Origin of the sequence: Pseudomonas beijingensis (genome assembly GCF_030687295.1) — a bacterium.
Taxonomy (GTDB): Bacteria; Pseudomonadota; Gammaproteobacteria; order Pseudomonadales; family Pseudomonadaceae; genus Aquipseudomonas; species Aquipseudomonas beijingensis.
The window spans coordinates 6,412,123-6,433,668 of the sequence record NZ_CP117425.1 but is presented as its reverse complement, the minus strand read 5'-3'; the positions used below and the strand labels follow the sequence as shown (position 1 = coordinate 6,433,668).

The following is a 21,546-nucleotide window of genomic DNA, read 5'->3' as shown; positions in this document are numbered from 1 at the left end:
TTGAGGCAATCAGATGGCTATGACAGTCCATTGCGATATCGTCAGTGCGGAAGGGGAAATCTTCTCCGGTCTGGTCGAGTTTGTGGTTGCGCACGGTGAGCTGGGTGATCTTGGTATCGCCCTGGGTCACGCACCGCTGATCACCAGCTTGAAGCCAGGTCCGATTACTCTGACCAAGCAGGGCGGGGAACGGGAGGTGTTCTACATCTCCGGTGGTTTCCTCGAGGTTCAGCCGAACATGGTCAAGGTCCTTGCCGACACCGTGCAACGTGCTGCCGACCTGGACGAAGCCTCCGCTCAGGAGGCCGTCAAGGCCGCTGAGAAGGCCCTGCACGAGCGCGGCGCGGAATTCGACTACGGCTCTGCTGCCGCACGTCTGGCCGAGGCCGCAGCCCAGCTGCGCACCGTCCAGCAGATCCGCAAGAAGTTCGGCGGCTAAGCCGTCCGCTTTCTGTGCGATTGATTAAAAAGGGTAGCCTCGGCTACCCTTTTTTCTTTTCCCCACATTCATTACCTGGTCGCAGCCGCTGACCACCCAGGATTGGTAGCCAGTCATGTCTCTTGAAATCGTTATCCTCGCGGCCGGCCAAGGCACCCGCATGCGTTCGGCGTTGCCCAAGGTCTTGCACCCGGTCGCCGGCAATTCCATGCTCGGCCATGTTATCCACAGCGCGCGGCAACTTGATCCACAGCGCATTCACGTGGTGATCGGCCATGGGGCCGATGCGGTACGCGAACGCCTGGCGGCGGATGACCTGAATTTCGTCCTGCAGGACAAACAACTGGGTACCGGCCATGCGGTGGCCCAGGCCGTCCCGTTCATTACCGCCGATACGGTGCTGATTCTCTACGGCGATGTGCCGCTGATCGAAGTCGAGACCTTGCAGCGCCTGCTCAAGCACGTCGCCCCCCAGCAGTTGGGCCTGCTGACCGTCGAGCTGGATGACCCTACCGGTTACGGTCGCATTGTGCGTAGCGCCGACGGCCAGGTGACGGCGATTGTTGAGCAAAAGGACGCCAACGAAGCCCAGCGCGCGATCACCGAGGGCAACACCGGAATTCTCGCCGTGCCGGCCGAGCGCCTGGGCGACTGGATGAGTCGTCTGTCGAATAACAACGCCCAGGGCGAGTACTACCTGACCGATGTGATTGCCATGGCCGTTGCTGATGGGCTGGTCGTTGCCACTGAGCAGCCGTTGGACGCCATGGAAGTGCAGGGCGCCAACGATCGCCGGCAACTGGCCGAGCTGGAGCGCCACTATCAATTGCGCGCCGCCCGCCGCCTGATGGCCCAAGGCGTGACCCTGCGCGATCCGTCCCGTTTCGATGTTCGCGGTGAAGTCAGCGTGGGGCGCGACGTGGTAATCGATATCAACGTCATCCTCGAAGGCAAAGTTTTCATCGAAGACGACGTGGTCATCGGCCCGAACTGCGTGATCAAGGACAGCACCCTGCGTAAAGGCGTGGTGATCAAGGCCAACAGCCACCTCGATGGCGCGGTCATGGGCGAAGGCAGCGATGCCGGCCCGTTTGCGCGGTTGCGTCCCGGCTCCGTACTGGAAGCCCGGGCCCATGTGGGTAACTTCGTCGAGCTCAAGAACGCTCACCTGGGTGAAGACGCCAAGGCCGGCCACTTGACCTACCTGGGTGACGCTGAAGTCGGCGCCCGCACCAACATTGGCGCCGGCACCATCACCTGCAATTACGATGGCGCCAATAAGTGGAAAACCGTCATGGGTGAGGATGTCTTCATCGGCTCCAACAACTCTTTGGTGGCGCCTGTGGATATCTCTAGCGGTGCAACCACGGCGGCCGGTTCGACCCTCACCCAGAATGTGGATAACGGCCAATTGGCGGTGGCACGCGCTCGCCAACGCAATATCGACGGTTGGAAGCGGCCGGAAAAAATCAAGAAGCCCTAAAGTTATCCACAACCCCTCTGTGGGAGCGAGCTTGCTCGCGATAGCGGTGTATCAGGTAAAGCATCATTGCCCGACATGGCCTCTTCGCGAGCAAGCTCGCTCCCACAGTGTTTGGGGATTTCTGAATTTTTCTTCTCCCGCCTTGACGATATCCCTTCAATAGGTTTTGATTGCTTACGTTATCTTTCGAATCGAAACTTATCCCGTCATGTCGAAGCGCAATACACCACAACGCCGCCACAACATCCTTGCTTTGCTCCAAGAGCAGGGCGAGGTCAGTGTGGATGAGCTGGCCAAGCGCTTCGAAACCTCGGAGGTTACGATTCGCAAGGATCTAGCTGCCCTGGAAACCAATGGCCTGCTGCTGCGTCGCTACGGTGGCGCGGTGCCGATGCCGCAGGAGTTGGTGGCCGATAACGGGCAAACCGTCTCCAAGTACAAACTCGCCATTGCCCGGGCCGCCGTGAAGCGGATCCGCGAACACGCGCGGATCATCATCGACAGCGGCAGCACCACCGCCGCCATGATCCCTCAACTCGGCCAACAGCCGGGCCTGGTGGTGATGACCAATTCCCTGCACGTCGCCAATGCCTTGAGCGAACTGGAGCACGAGCCGGTGCTGTTGATGACTGGCGGCACGTGGGACCCTCACTCCGAGTCGTTCCAGGGGCAGGTGGCCGAGCAGGTTCTGCGTTCCTACGATTTCGACCAGTTGTTCATCGGCGCCGACGGCATCGATCTGGTTCGAGGTACCACCACTTTCAACGAACTGCTGGGCCTGAGCCGCGTGATGGCTGAGGTTGCCCGGGAAGTCATCGTGATGGTGGAGGCCGACAAGATCGGCCGCAAGATCCCCAACCTGGAGCTGCCGTGGAGCAGCGTCCATACCCTCATTACCGATGATCGCCTGCCCGTAGAGGCCCGCGATCAGATTCAGGCCCGCGGCATCACCGTGATCTGCGCGCCTGTCAGCCAGGAGAAATAGCATGTGTGGAATTGTCGGCGCCGTTGCTGAACGCAACATCACAGCAATCTTGCTCGAAGGCCTCAAGCGCCTGGAATACCGCGGCTACGACAGCGCCGGTGTGGCGGTGTACACCAACGACGAGAAGCTTGAGCGCATGCGTCGCCCGGGCAAGGTCAGCGAGCTGGAGCAGGCGCTGGACGCCGAACCGCTGCTCGGTCGTCTGGGCATCGCCCACACCCGTTGGGCCACCCATGGCGCGCCGTGCGAGCGTAACGCTCACCCGCATTTCTCTGGCGACCTGGCGGTGGTGCACAACGGCATCATCGAAAACCATGAAGCCCTGCGTGAACAGCTCAAGGCGCTCGGTTATGTGTTCACTTCGGACACCGACACTGAAGTCATCGTCCACCTGCTCAACCACAAGCTCAAGGACCTGGTGGACCTGACCGTCGCCCTCAAGGCCACCGTCAAGGAGCTGCACGGTGCCTATGGCCTGGCGGTCATCAGCGCGAAACAACCCGATCGCCTGGTCGCAGCCCGCAGTGGCAGCCCATTGGTGATCGGCCTGGGTCTGGGGGAAAACTTCCTGGCTTCCGATCAGTTGGCGCTGCGTCAGGTCACCGACCGTTTCATGTACCTGGAAGAAGGCGACATCGCCGAGATCCGCCGCGACAGCGTGCAGATCTGGGATCTCGATGGCAAAAGCGTAGAGCGTGAGACCGTCCAGTACCGCGACGGTGCCGAAGCCGCCGACAAAGGCGAGTTCCGCCACTTCATGCTCAAGGAAATCCACGAACAACCGGCCGTGGTGCAACGTACCCTGGAAGGCCGCATGAGCCAGAGCCAGGTCTTGGTCCAGGCGTTCGGTCCACAGGCGGCCGAGTTGTTCGCCAAGGTCCGCAACGTGCAGATCGTGGCCTGCGGCACCAGTTATCACGCTGGCATGGTCGCCCGTTACTGGCTGGAAGAGCTGGCCGGTATCCCGTGCCAGGTCGAAGTGGCCAGCGAGTTCCGCTATCGCAAAGTGGTCGTGCAACCCGACTCGTTGTTCGTGACCATTTCCCAGTCCGGCGAAACCGCCGATACCCTGGCCGCCCTGCGCAACGCCAAGGAACTGGGCTTCCTCGCCAGCTTGGCGATCTGCAACGTCGGCATTAGCTCGCTGGTGCGTGAGTCCGACCTGACCCTGCTGACCCAGGCCGGCCGTGAAATCGGCGTGGCGTCGACCAAGGCGTTCACCACCCAGTTGGTGGGCCTGTTGTTGCTGACCTTGTCCCTGGGCCAAGTTCGCGGCACCCTGGGTGAAGGCGTCGAGGCCAAGCTGGTGGAAGAACTGCGTCGCCTGCCGGCCCGCCTGGGTGAAGCCTTGGCCATGGACAGCACTGTGGAAAAGATCGCCGAGCTATTCGCCGAGAAGAATCACACCCTGTTCCTGGGCCGCGGCGCGCAATTCCCGGTGGCGATGGAAGGGGCCTTGAAACTCAAGGAAATTTCCTACATCCACGCCGAGGCCTACCCGGCCGGTGAACTCAAGCACGGCCCGCTGGCGCTGGTGGATAACGACATGCCGGTGGTCACCGTCGCGCCAAACAACGAGCTGCTGGAAAAGCTCAAGTCCAACCTGCAGGAAGTCCGCGCCCGGGGCGGTCAGTTGATTGTCTTTGCCGACGAAAAGGCCGGCATGACCAATGGCGAAGGTACCCACGTGGTGCACATGCCGCACATCCACGACATCCTGTCGCCGATCCTCTACACCATTCCGTTGCAACTGCTGTCGTACTACGTCGCGGTGCTCAAGGGGACTGATGTGGACCAGCCGCGTAATTTGGCTAAATCGGTAACGGTTGAGTAAGGCTGTAGCGCAGGCAAGGGAGCCAGCCTGTCGGCGTGGACCCGAAAACCCTCACAGAAAAAAAACCCCCTGAATTCAGGGGGTTTTTTATGGCTGACAGTAAAGTTTTGTGCCGGCTCAGGCCAGGAACAACGATTCAATTGCGTCTTGGCCGCCAGCCCTGTTCGTCGTATTCACAGCGAGCCGCTGAACAACCGCGTTGACAACATGGGGCATAGGTGATGAGATCAAGTCATACGACAACGTATGACCAAAAAAATAATAAAAACGAAAGGCGCAGTCATGTCTTCTACATTTACCGCCCAGCGAGTTTGTAGGTTACCGTCCCCACGCGTTATCGCGGGACGCCAGCTATCTTTCCCTCTTTCCCGAAAGCCCCGTGCGGGCTCGCAAGTGCAATCCAATTTCCCGATCCCAGCGTTCAGGCCTGCGCGCCTGCCTCACCAGGCGTTAGCGCTGGGCGTGCTCGTTTTTTGCTCAATTTCAACCCCACAATGAATGGCAGCACCTGGAGAACAATAATGAAGAAAACACTCTGCGCCTCTTTGATCGCCTCCTTCCTGAGCTTGACCGCTGGCACGGCGATGGCCGCCGACGCCAGCGATTGGCCAAGCCGTCCGGTGCAGGTGGTGGTGATTGCCAACGCCGGCGGTGACACGGATTTCAACGCACGAATGATGGCCAAGTACTTCACCAAGCTCACCGGCAAATCCATGGTGGTGACCAATATGGCCGGTGGGGGCGGGACGATTGCCGCCGATGCGGTCAAGAGCGCGGCGCCGGATGGCAATACCATCCTGTTCACTCACACCGGCCAGTTGATCGTCAACGAAGTCGCGGGACTGTCGGAGGACCGCTTTGATGCGTTTGATATCTCCTGCATCGCCGGCGTCGACAAAGGCGCGGTGTTCGTCTCGGCGAAAAGCTCGGGCATCGACAGCCTCGACCAACTGATTGAAAAAGCCAAGGCCAAGCCCGGCACCATCACCTACGGCACCGAGATGGGCAACTTCTCTCATCTGCAGGGCCTGATGTTCGAGAAGCTCGCTGGCGTGAAACTGAAAATGGTCGACAGCGGCACGGTGTCCGAAAAAATCGTTGCCTTGCTGGGCAAGCGCATCGACCTCGGCGCCATCAGCTATGGCTCGGTCCAGGATTACATTTCCAGCGGCAAGATGACCGCCCTGGGCCAGCCCAACGCTGAGCGCAACGCGCTGCTGGGCGACGTCAAGACCTTCAAGGAACAAGGCGTGGACCTGATCCTGGACAAGCCTTACGTCGTTGCCTTCCCGAAAGGTACGGACCCGGCCATCGTCAAGAAAATGGCCGACACCATGAAGAAAATCACCGAAGAGCCGGAATATGCCGAGGAACTGAAGAAGTCCTTCAAGCAGCCGGTCAGCTTCCAGGGCCCCGAAGAAGCCATCGCTACATTGAATAAAACCCGCGACAGCTTCATGGAGTTCAAGGACGAGATGCGTAAAGCGAAATAATTTTGCGTAACGGTTCGGGTGCGCGCCACGCTGGCCAGCGCCCGACAACCAGTCCTTCCCAGCAAGAGGAGCCTGTATGGATTCCTATAAAAGAAAAGAGCTGATTGCCGGCCTGGCCATGCTCGGCGCCGGTGTAGCTTATCTGGTGTTGACCATGAACCTGCCGCGTCGCGGTTTCGTCGATGCCGCGTTTGTACCCTGGCTGCTCGCCATCGCGTTGTGCCTGTTGGGCGCGTTGCAATTATGGGCGTGGCGAAAGCTGCCGGACAAAAGCCCTGAACCGGCGGAAAAGCCTGAGTCGATCGATTATCCAACGGTCTTCAAATCCCTGGCATTGGTGCTGCTTTTTACAGCGCTGCTGGAGACCGTGGGTTTCGTGATCATGACGGTGCTGTATCTCTATGCCCAGTTCATCGTACTGACCCCCGCGGAACAAAAGGTCAAGCATCTTCAATACGCGTTGATAGCGGTCGTTTCGGCAGTTCTGATTTTTTACATTTTTCGCCATGGCTTCGACTTGCTCCTGCCTGTCGGTTTATTGGATTTCTAGGGGACGGCCATGATTGAACTCATGCAAACAGGCTTCGCGGCCGTACTTACACCCTACGTTTTTCTCCTTATCACCCTCGGCGTTGCGGTGGGGATCGTTTTTGGTGCGGTGCCCGGGCTCTCGGCTACCATGGCGATCGCATTGTGCTTGCCGCTGACCTACTCGATGGGGCCAGGTCCTGGCCTGGCGTTGCTGGTGGCACTGTTCGTCGGCGCCACCTCGGGAGGGCTGATATCGGCGATATTGCTCAACATACCGGGAACGCCGGCCTCCATCGCGACGACGTTCGATGGTTGGCCGCTGATGAAACAAGGCCATGGCGTCAAGGCCCTTGGGATTGGCGTGGTGTTCTCGTTTCTCGGCACGATTTTCAGTATCGCGGCGTTGATGTTCATCGCCCCGATCCTGGCGGAACTGGCCCTGAGCTTTGGCCCGCACGAATACTTTTCCATCGCGATTTTCTCGCTGACATTGATCGCTACGCTGTCCACCGGCTCGCTGGTCAAAGGCTTGTTTGCCGGTGCCCTGGGCTTTGCCTTCTCCACGGTGGGGATCGCCCCGGTCGAGGCCATCCGTCGCTTTACCTTTGACCTGCCGAGCCTCAATGGCGGCTTCGCCATGTTGACGGTCATGATCGGTATGTTCGCCGTCGCCGAAGTGCTGAAGTTTGCTGAGAGTGCGCGCCTGAGCCACCGGGCCAAACCACAGCACGTCAGCATGAAAGGCGTGAAAGGTTTCGGCTTTTCGATGAAGGAATTTGTCGGCCAACTGCCCAACGCCACTCGTTCATCCCTGATTGGCCTTGGTATAGGCATCTTGCCCGGCATCGGTGCCGGTACGTCGAACATCGTCTCTTACATCGTGGCCAAGAAACGCTCGAAAACCCCTGAGGAATTCGGCAAAGGCAAGATCGACGGCGTGGTCGCCAGCGAGACCGCTAACAATGCCGGCATCGGTGGCGCGATGATTCCGCTGCTGACGCTGGGCATTCCCGGCGATACCACCACGGCGGTGATGCTGGGCGGTTTCATGATCCACGGCATCCAGCCCGGGCCCCTGCTGTTCATCAGCCAGGCACCGCTGGTCTACACGATTTTCGCCGCGCTGATCCTCGCTTCCGTGCTGATGCTGGTGCTCGAGTTCTACGGCCTGCGCATGTTCATCAAACTGCTGGCGGTGCCCAAGCACATTCTGTTGCCGATTATCCTGGTGCTCTGTGTGGTCGGCGCCTTTGGCCTGAACAGCCGAATCTTCGACGTCTGGGCGGTGTTGCTGTTTGGCTTGCTGGGGTACGGGTTCGTCAAAGCCGGTTTGCCGATTGCACCGTTCATCATCGGCTTCATCCTCGGTCCGATGGCTGAAACCAACTTGCGCCGTGGCTTGATGCTGTCCGATGGCAACTTCGGCGGCTTCCTGACCAATCCCATCTCAGCGGGCTTTCTCATCTTGGCCGCCGCCTCCATCTCCTGGCACCTGGTGACGGTCATTCGCAACAGGAAAAGCGCTGCTATCGAATTGATGCGCAGCTAGCCCATTGCAATTGCTGCTGTAACACGAACCCGTGTTGCAGCAGCCGAACCCAAACGTTCGGAGCATAGCCATGCAAGACACGCCTCAACTGTCTTCTGCCGATGACGATCGCATTGCCTGGGTGCGCGTGGCCTCGGTTTTTCTGCCATTGGCCAACCCCATCAGCGATGCCAAGGTGCTGACCGGTCGGCAAAAGCCAATGACCGAAATCGCTATTCTGTTTGTGGAAATCGAAACCAGGGACGGCCACCGTGGCCTGGGGTTCAGCTATTCCAAGCGCGCCGGTGGCCCGGGGCAATTTGCCCACGCCCAGGAAGTCGCCCCCAGCCTCATTGGCGAAAACCCCAGCGACATTTCCAAATTGTGGGACAAGCTCTGCTGGGCGGGGGCCTCGGTGGGGCGCAGCGGCCTGGCCACCCAGGCGATCGGTGCGTTTGATGTCGCCCTGTGGGATTTGAAAGCCAAGCGGGCCAATCTTTCCCTGGCTCGCTTGCTTGGCGCCCATCGCGATTCTGTCCAGTGCTACAACACGTCGGGTGGCTTCCTGCACACCCCTCTTGAACAATTAATGATCAATACCGACCTCTCCCGGGAAAAGGGTATCGGGGGGATCAAGCTCAAAGTCGGCCAGCCTGACCAGGCGCTGGATCTGCACCGGGTCAGCACCATCCGCAAACACTTGGGGGATGACTTCCCCTTGATGGTCGACGCCAACCAGCAATGGGACCGACCCACTGCACAGCGCATGTGCCGACGCCTTGAGCCGCTCAACCTGGTCTGGATCGAGGAACCGCTGGATTGCTACGACGCCGAAGGTCATGCCGCGCTGGCCCAGCAATTCGATACGCCGATCGCGACCGGTGAAATGCTCACCAGCGTTGCCGAGCACTGGGAATTCATCAAGCTGCGCGCGGCCGATTACCTGATGCCCGACGCGCCCCGTGTCGGTGGCATCAGCCCTTATCTCAAGGTCCAGGCATTGGCCGAGCAGGCGGGGCTGATGATCGCGCCGCACTTTGCCATGGAACTGCACATCCATTTAGCCGCCACCTATAGCCGCGAGCCCTGGGTGGAACATTTCGAATGGCTGGAGCCGCTGTTCAACGAGCGCATGCAAACCCGCGATGGACGCATGCTCGTGCCGACCCGGCCAGGGCTTGGCCTGTCGCTCAGCGAACAAGTCGCCGGTTGGACTGCGCAACAGGTCGAGATCGGCCAGCGCCCTTGAGGAGGTACGATGCCGTCGCTGTTGAGTCAGGAGTTGATCGAAAACATCGAGCGTTTGGTCGGTCCCGCCGGGCTGGTGCGCGATCCCGAACTCATGCAGGGCTACCTGACCGATTGGCGCAACGCTTATCAAGGCTTGGCCGCGTTGGTGGTGCGCCCTGGCAGCACCGAGGAAGTGGCGGCGGTGGTGCGGCTTTGCCATGACGCTGGGGTGGCGCTGGTACCTCAAGGAGGCAACACTGGGTTGTGCGGAGGTTCGATCCCGGACGCTTCCGGTCGACAGGTGGTGCTGTCCTTGACCCGGATGAAGCGCATCCGTGAGATCGACCTGGCCAATGAAACCATCACGGTCGAGGCCGGGGTGATATTGCAGCAGCTACAGGACGCCGCCAGCCAGGCCGGTCGCCTGTTTCCGCTGTCGCTGGGGGCTCAGGGCAGCTGCACGGTGGGCGGTAACCTGGCGACCAATGCCGGCGGCACGGCGGTGCTGCGCTACGGCAACATGCGTGAGCTGACCCTCGGCCTGGAAGTGGTGCTGCCTGACGGTCGCGTCTGGAATGGCTTGCGGGGCTTGCGTAAAGACAACACCGGCTATGACCTCAAGCAGTTATTCATTGGTTCGGAGGGCACGCTGGGCATCATCACGGCGGCGGTGCTGAAACTGTTTCCGGCGACCCACAGCACGGCGACAGCCTGGGTGGCGCTGCCTTCGCCGCAAGCGGCGGTGGACTTGATCGGCCATGTTCGCAGCCTGTGCGCCGACCGCCTGACGGGCTTCGAGATGATGTCGCGCCAGAGCTTGGACTTTGTCCTGGACCATGTGGCGGGTTGCAGTGATCCACTGGAAACCAAACATCCCTGGTACGCGTTGATCGAGCTACGTGACACGGTGCCCGATGCGCCATTGACGCTGTTGCTTGAAAACGGCCTGGCTCATGCTTTTGAGCAGGGTTGGGTTACCGATGCGGTACTTGCCAGCAACCAGGCACAGGCGGCGGCGCTGTGGGCACTGCGCGAAGGTATTTCCGAGGCGCAGAATCATGAGGGGCCGAGCCTCAAGCACGACATCAGCGTGCCCGTGAGCCGGATACCGGAATTCATTGAACGCACCGACAAAGCCCTGCAACAGGACTTCCCGGGCGTGCGCATCGTTTCCTATGGCCACATGGGCGACGGCAATCTGCACTACAACATCAGCAAGCCGGTCGGCGATGCGGACGCTTCGTTCAAGGCCCGCGAACACGCGATCATGCAAGTCATCTACCGTATGACCCGTGCTTTCAACGGCAGCATCAGTGCTGAACATGGGCTGGGACAAGCCAAACCCGACGCGGCGGTCCGCTTCAAGGATCCTCTGGAGATGGAGCTGATGCGTACCATCAAACGTACGCTGGACCCGACCGGGCTAATGAACCCCGGTAAGGTCTTCACTGCCGGACTGGAGTGATCGAGTAGGTCGCTGCTGGCCTTCCTCGCTCGAATATCAGACGGCTCTGATTGCGCTTTCCCGCTAAGCGCTACTCCAGAAAACACCGATCAAACAGATAAACGCTACCCGGTTTGAGATTTTCCACCGTGCGTTGCGGGCGGCCGCCGTCGCCGCTTTTTTTGCGACCGGTTTCCTGCAAATAACCGGCCTCGGTCATCTTCAGCAAACGCTGGCGCATGCTGGTCTTGAGCACCGGGCGATCGAGCACCACGGAGAAAATGCTCACCGCTTCCGGCGCGCTGAATTCCGGGCCCAGGAACATCAGCGGCAGGCTGCTGTAGAGGGCTTTGGACAACAACCGCTCCTGGACCGCCGCCACCAGGCTGTTGTGGTCGAAAGGAAGTTTGATCGAGGCGTCTGCGACGTCCTTGAGGGGAAAAAATCCCTGGTGTTCGGCGAGCTGGACCGCCTCGCTGACAATCGCCAGGTAGAACGTCGAGGATGACCAGCAGCGCGGATCGCGGAACGCGTCGCCGACGGTGCCGACCTGTTCGATCCACGCCAGCGGCATGCCGACCTTGTTTGAATTGCGCAGGCGCTCCACGGCGTCGTTCAGCGTCAGATCTTCTACGCCACCATTGACCACGATCCCGGGCAGCGCCCAATGACCGGCGAATGGCTCGGCTTCCCGTCGGTTCAGGAGGATTTCCAGCGCCTGGGTCTCCCGGCAGAAGCGCAGCACACAGAGGTCGATGGTGTGCAGATAACCGCGCGCGGGGGCTGTGCTAGTGGGCATGTCGATTTCCGTGGGTAGCGTAAAGGTCATAGTTTAACGGGTTCATGCCGGGTGCCATCCAGTCGCTGGGAAGCGGCTTGCCCAGGGCCAGTCGTTCGCGAACCACCGTGCTGCGTACGTGGATCTTTTCCTCCACGCAAAGGATGGAGAAACGCGCCAGCAATTCCTGGCCGCGATAGAAGGTCGGCAGCCGATCCGCGACATCCCGACCCACCACCAACGCGATCCGCTTGCCGTCCAGGGCCAGGCTGTCGGCGAGGTGGGCGAGCAGGGTGTAGCTGTAGATGGCGCCTTCAACGCCACGGGCCACGACCTGCTCCACCCGGCTTGCCCGCACTTCGGCGCAGCACAGCGGCTGAACCTTCTCGACGATCGATTCCAGCCAGTTCAGGCGCACCTCATAGTCGACCATTTGCTTGCCATCGGGATGCCTGAAGCTGGGCACCACCAACACGCGTCTGGCCTGGCGCGAGGCCTCGATCATCACTTGGGCGTGTCCTGCGTGAGGCGGATTGAAGGCACCGCCATAAAGGGCTATCTCGAACATGGCTTATCCTCTTTTGGTACATGACATGTACTCTATCAGCAAAATCTTTTTGATGAAAACCTGCTCTGCTCTGAACCATATCCATTGAATAAAAGAACAATCATCAAAAATATTTTCTGCAAGTAGGTTGTCATGAAAGTACACCTTGTGTACTCTCGTTGCCATGAAGAGGAGAAACCCAACATGAACAGCTTGACCCGGAAAACAGCTTCCTTCGATGTCGATGCGCAAAAAAGCTTCACGCCGCTGTGCCCCGATGAGCTTCCTGTGCCGGGCGGTGACCAGATTGCCGGTGAGCTGAATTTCATCGCGTCCCTGGCCAGCCTCCGTATCGGCAGCAAGGACGCCCATACGCCCCTGGCCCCGTGGGTGGTCGCCGATCAGGCACAGATGTTCGTGCCCACCGGGCTCGAGCACGCCGACATCACCTGGGTCAGCCACTGCGTTCCTGGTACCGAAGGTTTCGCCTTGCTGGATCAACTGCCGACCCCTTATGACTACGACTATTTCGTCTGGAAGGGTGTCGAGCCGGATTTGCACCCGTATGGCGCCTGCTACCACGACCTGCACGGCAAGCTGTCCACCGGGGTGATCGAGTACCTCAAAGGCCTGGGTGTGGAGCAGGTCATTGTTGGCGGGCTGGCGCTGGATTTCTGCGTCAAGACCACCGCGCTGCAACTGGCCGCCGCTGGCTTCAAGGTGATCATTCACCTCCCGGCCTGCCGGGCCATCAGTGAGCAAGGGGCCGTTCAAGCCATTCACGACATGCAGCAAGCCGGCGTCTCGGTTGCCGCGACTCGCGAAGAAACCATCTGCCTGGCAAACGCATAAGGACGAACCATGGACAGTGCATACGATTCAAGCAACGGCGTCATCCAGAGCCTTCTGGATACCGACTACTACACCTTCACCATGATGCAGGCGGTCTTGCACCAGCACCCGAATGTCGAGGTGGAATACCAGTTCATCGTGCGTTCCAAGGAGCGGCTCGGTCACCTGATCCCGGACATTCGTGTGGAGTTGGAGAAGCTCGCTGGGTTGCAGTTGCGCGAGGGAGAGCAGCGGTTTTTGTTCAACAAGCGTTTCCGTGAGTACCTGACACCAGACTTCGAACAGTTTCTTGGCCTGTTTCGCTTCAATTTGCGCTACATACACGTTGCGGAAGTCGACGGCCAACTGCACATCCGCGTCCGTGGGCCGATGCTGCACTGCATCATGTTCGAGCAACCGGTGTTGGCGATGGTCAGCGAATTGCGCAACCGCGAGAAATACCCCGAAGTCGAGTTGGCCGACGTCACCCGCAAGCTGTACCAGAAGTTCGAATGGCTGGAGAAAAACGCCAGTCGTGAAGAGCTCGCCGAGTTTCGCGTTTCAGACTTCTCCACCCGGCGGCGGCTGTCGTTCAGGGCCCAGCGGGAGGTGGTGAATGTCATGCGCAGCGATTTTCCTGGGGTCTTTGTCGGCACCAGCAACGCGCACTTGGCTTACGAATTCGATCTCCCGTTGATCGGCACAATGGCTCACCAGTGGCTGATGGTGCACCAGCAACTCGGGCGCTTGCGCGAGAGCCAGAACGCGGCGTTGGAAAACTGGGTGCGCGAGTATCGCGGCCGCCTCGGTATTGCCCTGACGGACTGCATCAGCACCGACTTTTTCCTCAAGGATTTCGACCTGTACTTTGCCAAGCTCTACGACGGCTTGCGCCAGGACTCCGGTGACCCGATCGTCTGGGCCGACAAGGTGCTGGGGCGCTACCAGGAGCTGGGCATCGACCCGCGGACCAAGGACCTGATGTTCTCCGATGGCCTCAATTTCGAAAAGTGTCTGCCGATCCTGCGTCATGTTCGCGGCAAGGCCAGATTCGGCTTTGGCATGGGCACCAGCCTGGCCTGCGATGTCGACGGCGTCGAACCGCTGAGCATCGTCATGAAACTGGTGCGGGTCCACGGCGAGCCGGTCGTGAAGTTCTCCGACGACCCGATCAAGAACGTCTGCGAGGATGCCTCGTTTCTGCGGTATGCCGCCCAAGTGTTCAACGTCGCCCTGATCAATCCACAGTTGGGAGCCTGATATGACTACGCTTCAACAAGAGCGCATTGCCCGGGAACTGGGCATCGACCGCCAACTCACCCAGGGTGGCGTAGCCACCGAGATTGCCCGCCGCATCGAATTCATCAAGCAGACTTTGCGCGAGTCGGGTTGCCAGTCCCTGGTCTTGGGGATCAGTGGCGGCGTCGACTCGCTCACCGCAGGGCGTCTATGCCAATTGGCGGTTGAGCAACTGCGGGGTGAAGACTACGCGGCGCGGTTTATCGCCGTCCGGCTGCCGTACAAGGCCCAGGCCGATGAGCAGGACGCCCAGGCTTCCCTGGACTTCATCCGGCCGGACGCGATCACCACCAGCAACATCGCCGCGTGTGTCGACGGGCTGATGGGCAGTATCGCCATCGATGGCTTGCAGCCTTCGGCCGAGCTCACCGACTTTGCCAAAGGCAACGCCAAGGCCCGGGCGCGGATGCTGGCGCAATACGCCATTGCCAATCTGAGCAATGGATTGGTGGTGGGCACCGACCATGGGGCAGAGGCGGTGATGGGGTTTTTCACCAAGTTCGGCGACGGCGCGTGCGACCTGGCACCGCTGTCCGGGCTGACCAAGACCCAGGTGCGGTGGTTGGCCGACGCAATGGGCGCTCCCGCGTACCTGGTGCGCAAGGCACCGACTGCGGATCTGGAAGACCTGGCGCCCGGCAAGTTGGATGAAGTGGCGTATGGCTGCAGCTACGAGGAAATCGATGCGTACCTGATGGGCGAAGAGGTGTTGCCCCAGGCGCGACAGCTCATCGAACGCGCCTACCTCAAGACGGCCCACAAACGAGCATTGCCACGCGTTCCTGCATAGTTGTAATAGGGTTTTAATGGGACCTTTGGCCTCGAACGGAGTGGCAAATGAAACAGGCAATTGGCATCAAGGATCGCGTACGCATCAAGCACGTCGAAGTGCTCTCGGACGATTGGTACGTGCTGCGCAAGACCACCTATGACTACCTCGGCCGCAATGGCCAATGGCGCGAACTGACGCGCGAGACCTATGACCGGGGCAACGGTGCCACCATCCTGCTGTACAGCAAGGCCAAGCAAACGGTGGTGTTGACCCGGCAATTCCGCTTCCCGGCCTTCGTCAACGGCCACGATGACCTGTTGATAGAAACCTGCGCCGGCCTGTTGGACAACGACGACCCGCACACCTGCATCCGCAAGGAAACCCAGGAGGAAACCGGCTATATCATCCAGGACGTGCGCAAGGTGTTCGAAGCCTTCATGAGCCCGGGCTCGGTGACTGAGCGGGTGCATTTTTTCGTCGGCGAGTATTTCGACGAAGACAGACAGCACGAAGGCGGTGGCCTTGAAGCCGAGGGCGAAGAGATCGAAGTGCTGGAGCTGTCCCTCGACCACGCCTTGGGCATGATCGAGACCGGGGAGATTTGTGACGGCAAGACCATCATGCTGTTGCAGTACGCCAAGCTGCATCGGTTGCTGGATTAACCCCAGGCCTGCTGCGGGCGGAGCGCACCGCCGCCGAATCTTTCGCGATAGGCGGTGGGCGGCAAGCCGATAGCGTTCCGGAACGCGGCCCGGAAACTCTCCACCGACCGATAGCCGCAGGCCTGGGCGATGTCGGCCGTGCTCTGGTCGGTGCTTTCCAGCAGCGCCCGCGCCCGATTCAGGCGTTCCTGTTGCAGCCAGGTCTTGGGCGGCAGGCCGGTGGTCTCGACGAAGCGCCGCAGGAAGGTGCGCTCGCTCATGGCGACGCGGGCGGCCATGTCGCCGACGCTCAAGGGCTGATCCAGATGCTCGCGCAGCCACTGCAGGACGCGGGTCAGTTCGTTGCGTGGCGACTTGCTCACGGGCGCGACGATGAATTGTGCCTGGCCACCGGTCCGTTGCGGCGCCATGACCAGGCGCCGGGCCACTGAGTTGGCGATGTGTGTGTGCCGAAGTCCCGGGCAATCAGGTGCAGGCAGGCGTCGATGCCCGCCGCGCTGCCCGGCTGAGGTGATCAATGGCCCGGAGTCGACATACAGCACATTCGGGTCAACCTTGATCAGCGGGAATCGCTCGGCCAGCTCCGCGCAGAATTGCCAATGGGTGGTCGCGGTCTTGCCGTCGAGCAGCCCGGTGGCGGCCAGGGCAAACACCCCCGAGCAGATCGACAGCAGGCGTGCGCCGCGTGCGTGGGCGCGGCGCAGTGCTTGTAACAGCGCTTCGGGAGGCGGTTCGTGGTGGCTGCGCCAGCCGGGGATGATGATGGTGCGCGCGCTGTCCAGGGCTTCGAGCCCCGCGTCGACGGCTATTCGAAGGCCTCCCAGGGCATGCATCGGTCCTGGATCGACGGCGACGATTTGATGGCCGTACCACGGTACATCCAGTTCCGGACGCGGCAGGCCGAAGATCTCCAGGGCGATGCCAAACTCGAATACGCACAGGCCTTCATAAACGAGGATCGCCACGGTTCCGGGGTGAGCGTGCATTTGGCGTGATTCCACCGTTTATTGTCTTGCGCTGCACTGTAGCGGACGGGCCCGTCACCCTACAATCGATCGCAGGCAATCAGGAAAACCAAGACGGTTGAGCCTTTGCACAGGTGGATAAGGGACGGGAAATGAAGAAAGTCGCCGTGGTGGGCTGCACCGGTGCAGTGGGCATGACCATGCTGCAATTGCTTGAAGATACCGATTATGAAGTGGTCTGCATGGCCTCGGGGCGTTCGGCGGGCAAGCGCTTGAAGGTGGGTGATGTCGAATACCTGATCGAAGCCTTTTCGGTCGAGGGCTGCGCCTCGTGCGATATCGTCTTCCTGTGTGTTTCCGGGGCCTTTGCCCTGGAGTACGGCGAGCGTCTGGCTGAGAACGCCTACGTCATCGATAACTCTTCGGCCTTCCGTTATCACCCGGCCATTCCACTGCTGGTGCCGCCCATCAACGGTCACCGTTACAGGGGTGAAAAACTGATCGCCAATCCCAATTGCTCATCGGCTATTGCGTTGATGGTGCTGGGTCCTCTGCATGACGCGTTCGGGCTGCAGAGCGCGATCATCTCTACGTATCAGGCCGCCAGCGGTGCGGGGCAGCCGGCGATGCTGGAGCTGCGGGAGAAGGCCGGGTCCTTTAGCGACTATGGCGACCGCGATGACAGCGAGTACTTCGCCCATAACCTGGCCTTCAACGTGATTCCCCAAGTCGATTCGTTCGAAGCCAATGGTTACACCCGTGAAGAAATGAAAGTGGTCTGGGAGCTGCGCAAGGTGCTCGACGAACCGGCGCTGGCGATCAGTACCACCGCAGTGCGGGTGCCGACCTTGCGCTCCCATGCCGAGAGCCTCAGCCTGCGGTTCAACACACCCATCCAGTCGCTGGAGCAGGTGCGCGAGCTGTTACGCAGCGCGCCGGGGGTTGAGGTGGTGGATGAGCCGGAGTTTGGCGCTTATCCGATGCCCATGACCTCAACCTACAAGCACGCGGTGGAAGTCGGGCGGATTCGCTACAACCTGATCTACGGCGAGCATGGGTTGGACTTGTTCATCAGCGGCGACCAGTTACTACGGGGGGCGGCATTGAACGCATTTGAAATCATGCAGTTGATCAAGCATTGATCAAATCCGGCCTTGAACATAAAAACGCGCAGCCAGTTTCAATGGCTGCGCGTTTTTTGTTCAGCTGGATTGGGCCTCGCTGTCTTCCTGCATGTCGTCCAGGTATTGCGGCTGGTCCGTCTGTTCCGGCAGTTCGGTCACGACGCTGAAGTCGCTGATCTCGATGGCGCCGACCCCATGCCCGAGCAAATGGAAGGAAAACGCCTTGCGCTGCTGCGGGTTGTCGAAACTGATGTTCATCACCAGGGGCTGGTCGGGTGTCACCGCCACCTCGGTCGGCAGGTCCATCGACACATCCTGCTCGAACTCCTTGGCCTTGAGGGAAATGTAGGCGGCATGGTCAGCCTCTACGGTGCGGATGGTCAGGCTGACACGGGTCTGTGAGCCCTTGGGCATTTCCAGGTATTGGGCACCGATCAGGTTGTCGGTCCAGTCGTTGGTGACCTGGGCCGGCAGTGGGATTTTATCCGCGCTCCCGAACTGATAATGCTGGTTCAGGGGCGTGCGTAACAGGGTCTGGTCCAGGGCCGTGGCCCGGGCGCTGATCAATCGGGCGCGCTGGCCGCTGTATTGCCCGCCGTAGGTGGCGCGGTCGGCGATGAAGCCTGCACTGCTGTAGTAACGGCAATGCTGAAGGAAATCGCACTCGGTGAACGTGCCCTTGCCGTCGTGGTAGCGCAGCTTGCCGTTGGTGAACGACATGATTTCCCGGCCCTTCGGGTAATCCCTGAACAGCGAGCGACCGGACAACGATGTGGGCACCGTAAAGCCGAAGTAATCGAGGATCGAGGCGGTCAGGTCCACGTGGCCGTAGGTGCCTGACTTGATCCGGGGCAACGGTTCCGGCGCCAACGTCAGGTTGAACCCCCAGGACGAGGCCAGCCGCACATCGTCGATGCCATGGGATTCGTCCGAGGTGATGACCACCAGGGTGTTGTCCAGGATGCCCTGGCGTTCCAGGCCTGCCAGGAAGTTCGCCAGTGCGTCGTCCAGGTAACCCACGGCGGCCTGCTTGGCGGTGTCGTAGCGTTGGAGGTAGTCATCCGGTGCCGAGTAGGGCTGGTGCGTGCCCACGGTCAGCAGGGTCAGCATCCAGGGCTTGTCCGCTTGTTGCAGTTGCCCGACGTAGTCCAGCGCGCCTTCGAAGAAGGTCTTGTCGTCCTTGCCCCAAGGGAATTCCAGGTAGGCGGGGCGAGTGAACCACTCCATGCCCAGGGTCGTGTCGAAGCCGATGTGCGGCATGATCCGGTCCTTGGCCATGAACCGCAGGCCCGCGCCTTGGAGGAAATGCGTGGAAAAGCCGTTCTGGCGCAACTGGGCCGGCAGGCAGGCTTGGTTGCGCTGGGTCTGGTTGAGCATTTCGACGCCTTTGGGCGTGCCGTCGTCAAGCTTGTCGTAGTCGCCACACAGCATCGCGTACAGGCCACGAATGGTCTGGTGGCTGTGCAGGACGTAATCGGGGGTGTTCATGCCGCGCTCGGCCCAGGCGCTGAGGTGCGGCATCAGGTTTTCCTGGTAGCTGCTTTTCAAGGCTTGGCGGTTGGCGCTCACATAGGCGCCGGGAATGCCCTCCAGGGCGATGACCAGGACGTTGCGCGCCCGTCCCGGTTCGGCCAGCAGTTTGGTGCCATCGAGGTCCAGGCGGGTCAGCCCCGCCATGGCTGGGGCGGGGTCCACGGCATCGCCATCGAGCCATTGCCGGGCTTGGTCCTGCCCGGCGGCGATACCTGCGGTGACGAGTTGGTGAGGCAGGTTGAATACGTTCCATTGGTCCGCTTCGCTGGGACGCCAGGCCTGCAGCGCACCATGGCTCAGCAGGAGCAACACGGGCACGGCCCAGGCGTGGCGAGGCAAGCGTGGCGCCTGGTGTGGGCGGCGGGTCCATTGGGTCACGAGCCAGAACGCCAGCGCGGCCAACTGGATCGCCGCCAGCCAGGGGTGGGCGAAGCCGCCGCTGGTAGAGTTTTCAACGAACTGCGGGTCGGTCAGGTAATGGATGTCCGAAGGATTGGGCATCCGCCCGACCGCACTGACCAACTCGATGCTGGCCAGCGTCAACGCGCTCCATGCCAGCAATACCGGCAGTGTCAGCCACCAGGGACGACGGTAAAGCAACGCGATCAGTAACCCACCGATACCCAGGTCCGATAGATAGCCCAGTGGGTCGGACCAGCCCAAGGCGAGACGCAGGCCCATGGGAACGAGTAATACGCAGCCAATCAGGGTGATGAGGGCGGCGCGGGGGTGGGTTGAAGCGCGATAGATAATATTCACAAGCAACAGGCCTTTCAGTTGAAGCCAATCCATTGAACAACACACTCACCCTGTGGGAGCGAGCTTGCTCGCGATAGCGCTGTGTCAGTCCATATGGATTGCCGCTGACCCGACGCTATCGCGAGCAAGCTCGCCCTCAGTGGGTTCTTCCTTCGGTCATGAAACTGTCATGAGAAGGGATGGTACCAAGGGCTGCCGTCGCTGGTCGGGCCAATGTCCCGGTGTCCGGCTGCGTTACGCTGTGGTTCACTGGCGCAGGCCTCTACAATGGCCGCGTGGCGCCGCTTTGAGGCGTGTAGAAAACTTGTATCAGGATTTCTCATCGGGGGATGGATGGACAGGTTCCAGGAAATGCAGGTTTTTCTCGCCGTGGCCCAGGCGTCGGGTTTTTCGGCGGCCGCGCGACGCCTGGGGCTATCAGCGGCCAGTGTCACGCGGGCGGTGGCGGGGTTGGAGCAACGTATCGGCACGCCATTGCTGGTGCGCACTACTCGCAATGTGTACTTGAGCGAAGCCGGCCAGCGCTTTCTCGAGGACTGTCGGCGGATCCTGAGCGATTTGCAGGAAGCCGAGGATTCGGCGGCCGGCAGTCACGTTCAGCCCCGCGGGCAATTGACGATTACCGCGCCGGTGCTGTTTGGCCAGTCGTTTGTCACGCCGCTGTTGGTGGATTACCTGCACCGGTTCCCCGAGGTCAGCATTAACGCCTTGTTGTTGGATCGTACGGTCAGCCTGGTGGAGGAGGGCATCGACGTTGCCCTGCGCATTGGCGACCTGCCGGACAGCAACCTGCACGCCGTGCGGGTCGGTGAAGTGCGGCGAGTGGTGTGCGGATCCCCGGATTTCTTCGCGCGGCACGGGCGGCCCCGGCATCCGGATGATCTGGAGCAAATGCCGGTGGTGGCGTCGTCGGCCACTGGCCAGGTCAAAAGCTGGAGCTTCATCGATTCAGGCCAACCGTTGGCCGTCCGGCCCGTGCCTCGGCTGGTGGTGACGGCCAACCAGGCGGCGATCACCGCCGCCTGCCAGGGGCTGGGAATGACGCGAGTCCTGTCTTACCAAGTGGCGGGCAACGTGGCCGCCGGTGAACTGGAAATCGTCCTCGCCGATTTCGAATTGCCGCCGCTGCCGATCCATGTGGTGTACCAGGGCGGACGCAATGCGCCGGTGCGGGTCCGCAGTTTTGTCGATTTTGTCGTCAGTGCGTTGCGCGAACATCCGGCCTTGAGCGGCTGACGTATTATTTCTCTGGCTGAAACAATGGATTGCATTTGCGGGTTATTCTCTTGTTTTGGCTCGGAGCGGAAGA

At 60.7% G+C, this 21,546-nt stretch carries 18 protein-coding genes and 1 pseudogene; 15 read left to right on the top strand and 4 right to left on the bottom strand.

Annotated features, from left to right (window positions below; translation table 11 throughout):
- The first annotated feature begins 13 nt into the window (after positions 1-13).
- From PSH84_RS28655 to PSH84_RS28615, 9 genes are all read left to right on the top strand, one after another.
- Positions 14-439, top strand: a complete 426-nt coding sequence (locus tag PSH84_RS28655) for a F0F1 ATP synthase subunit epsilon (protein ID WP_060739915.1) — start codon at positions 14-16, stop codon at positions 437-439.
- Positions 440-554: 115 nt separating this feature from the next.
- The gene (gene glmU / locus PSH84_RS28650; RefSeq protein WP_305468950.1) at positions 555-1,922 is read left to right on the top strand and encodes a bifunctional UDP-N-acetylglucosamine diphosphorylase/glucosamine-1-phosphate N-acetyltransferase GlmU; all 1,368 of its coding nucleotides are present in this window, start codon (positions 555-557) and stop codon (positions 1,920-1,922) included.
- 208 nt (positions 1,923-2,130) lie between these two features.
- Complete coding sequence (locus tag PSH84_RS28645; protein WP_060739917.1) at positions 2,131-2,907, top strand: DeoR/GlpR family DNA-binding transcription regulator; 777 nt, start codon at positions 2,131-2,133, stop codon at positions 2,905-2,907.
- 1 nt (position 2,908) lies between these two features.
- Complete coding sequence (gene glmS, locus PSH84_RS28640) at positions 2,909-4,741, top strand: glutamine--fructose-6-phosphate transaminase (isomerizing) (RefSeq protein WP_122567675.1); 1,833 nt, start codon at positions 2,909-2,911, stop codon at positions 4,739-4,741.
- 521 nt (positions 4,742-5,262) lie between these two features.
- Positions 5,263-6,234 carry a tripartite tricarboxylate transporter substrate binding protein gene (locus tag PSH84_RS28635; RefSeq protein ID WP_122567674.1) on the top strand — a complete coding sequence of 324 codons (972 nt, stop codon included), beginning with the start codon at positions 5,263-5,265 and terminating at the stop codon, positions 6,232-6,234.
- Between the two features lie 76 nt (positions 6,235-6,310).
- Positions 6,311-6,784, top strand: coding sequence for a tripartite tricarboxylate transporter TctB family protein (locus PSH84_RS28630; RefSeq protein WP_122567673.1), 474 nt, complete (start codon positions 6,311-6,313; stop codon positions 6,782-6,784).
- 9 nt (positions 6,785-6,793) lie between these two features.
- The gene (locus PSH84_RS28625; protein ID WP_014340981.1) at positions 6,794-8,314 is read left to right on the top strand and encodes a tripartite tricarboxylate transporter permease; all 1,521 of its coding nucleotides are present in this window, start codon (positions 6,794-6,796) and stop codon (positions 8,312-8,314) included.
- A gap of 70 nt (positions 8,315-8,384) precedes the next feature.
- Entirely contained in the window at positions 8,385-9,542 is a 1,158-nt protein-coding gene (locus tag PSH84_RS28620; RefSeq protein WP_122567672.1) for an L-talarate/galactarate dehydratase, read from the top strand.
- Between the two features lie 9 nt (positions 9,543-9,551).
- Entirely contained in the window at positions 9,552-10,988 is a 1,437-nt protein-coding gene (locus PSH84_RS28615) for an FAD-binding oxidoreductase (RefSeq protein ID WP_122567671.1), read from the top strand.
- Positions 10,989-11,058: 70 nt separating this feature from the next.
- Here PSH84_RS28615 and PSH84_RS28610 read toward each other — a convergent pair whose 3' ends face one another.
- Both PSH84_RS28610 and PSH84_RS28605 read right to left on the bottom strand, forming a co-directional pair.
- On the bottom strand, positions 11,059-11,766 hold the full coding sequence (locus tag PSH84_RS28610) for an NUDIX hydrolase (protein WP_122567670.1): 708 nt from the start codon (positions 11,764-11,766) through the stop codon (positions 11,059-11,061).
- Positions 11,756-12,313 (bottom strand): adenylyltransferase/cytidyltransferase family protein, encoded by a 558-nt coding sequence (locus tag PSH84_RS28605; protein WP_122567669.1) that lies wholly within the window; start codon positions 12,311-12,313, stop codon positions 11,756-11,758. Before PSH84_RS28605 ends, PSH84_RS28610 begins: the two co-directional genes overlap by 11 nt.
- Positions 12,314-12,496: 183 nt before the next feature.
- Between PSH84_RS28605 and PSH84_RS28600 the strand changes: the two genes are divergently transcribed.
- Genes PSH84_RS28600 through nudK form a run of 4 tightly spaced genes read left to right on the top strand, consistent with a single transcriptional unit; the run spans position 12,497 to position 15,856 of the window.
- Positions 12,497-13,144, top strand: coding sequence for a nicotinamidase (locus PSH84_RS28600; RefSeq protein WP_122567668.1), 648 nt, complete (start codon positions 12,497-12,499; stop codon positions 13,142-13,144).
- 9 nt (positions 13,145-13,153) lie between these two features.
- Positions 13,154-14,383 carry a nicotinate phosphoribosyltransferase gene (gene pncB, locus PSH84_RS28595; RefSeq protein WP_122567667.1) on the top strand — a complete coding sequence of 410 codons (1,230 nt, stop codon included), beginning with the start codon at positions 13,154-13,156 and terminating at the stop codon, positions 14,381-14,383.
- Between the two features lies 1 nt (position 14,384).
- A complete protein-coding gene (gene nadE, locus PSH84_RS28590; RefSeq protein WP_122567666.1) occupies positions 14,385-15,212 on the top strand; it encodes an NAD(+) synthase in 828 nt (275 codons plus the stop codon).
- 47 nt (positions 15,213-15,259) lie between these two features.
- The gene (nudK, locus tag PSH84_RS28585; RefSeq protein ID WP_305468945.1) at positions 15,260-15,856 is read left to right on the top strand and encodes a GDP-mannose pyrophosphatase NudK; all 597 of its coding nucleotides are present in this window, start codon (positions 15,260-15,262) and stop codon (positions 15,854-15,856) included.
- Here nudK and ftrA read toward each other — a convergent pair.
- Positions 15,853-16,842, bottom strand: a pseudogene (ftrA, locus tag PSH84_RS28580) (transcriptional regulator FtrA). The gene nudK and the pseudogene ftrA sit on opposite strands and share 4 nt — an antisense overlap.
- A 131-nt stretch (positions 16,843-16,973) precedes the next feature.
- Here ftrA and PSH84_RS28575 point away from each other — a divergent pair.
- Positions 16,974-17,963: an aspartate-semialdehyde dehydrogenase gene (locus PSH84_RS28575; RefSeq protein ID WP_305468941.1), complete on the top strand. Its 990-nt coding sequence runs from the start codon at positions 16,974-16,976 to the stop codon at positions 17,961-17,963.
- A 60-nt stretch (positions 17,964-18,023) separates the two neighbouring features.
- On the opposite strand, the gene PSH84_RS28570 is transcribed toward PSH84_RS28575, so the two are convergent.
- Complete coding sequence (locus tag PSH84_RS28570) at positions 18,024-20,237, bottom strand: LTA synthase family protein (RefSeq protein WP_305468940.1); 2,214 nt, start codon at positions 20,235-20,237, stop codon at positions 18,024-18,026.
- A 333-nt stretch (positions 20,238-20,570) separates the two neighbouring features.
- Here PSH84_RS28570 and PSH84_RS28565 point away from each other — a divergent pair, with 333 nt between their 5' ends.
- A complete protein-coding gene (locus tag PSH84_RS28565) occupies positions 20,571-21,473 on the top strand; it encodes a LysR family transcriptional regulator (RefSeq protein WP_305468939.1) in 903 nt (300 codons plus the stop codon).
- Positions 21,474-21,546: the final 73 nt, after the last annotated feature.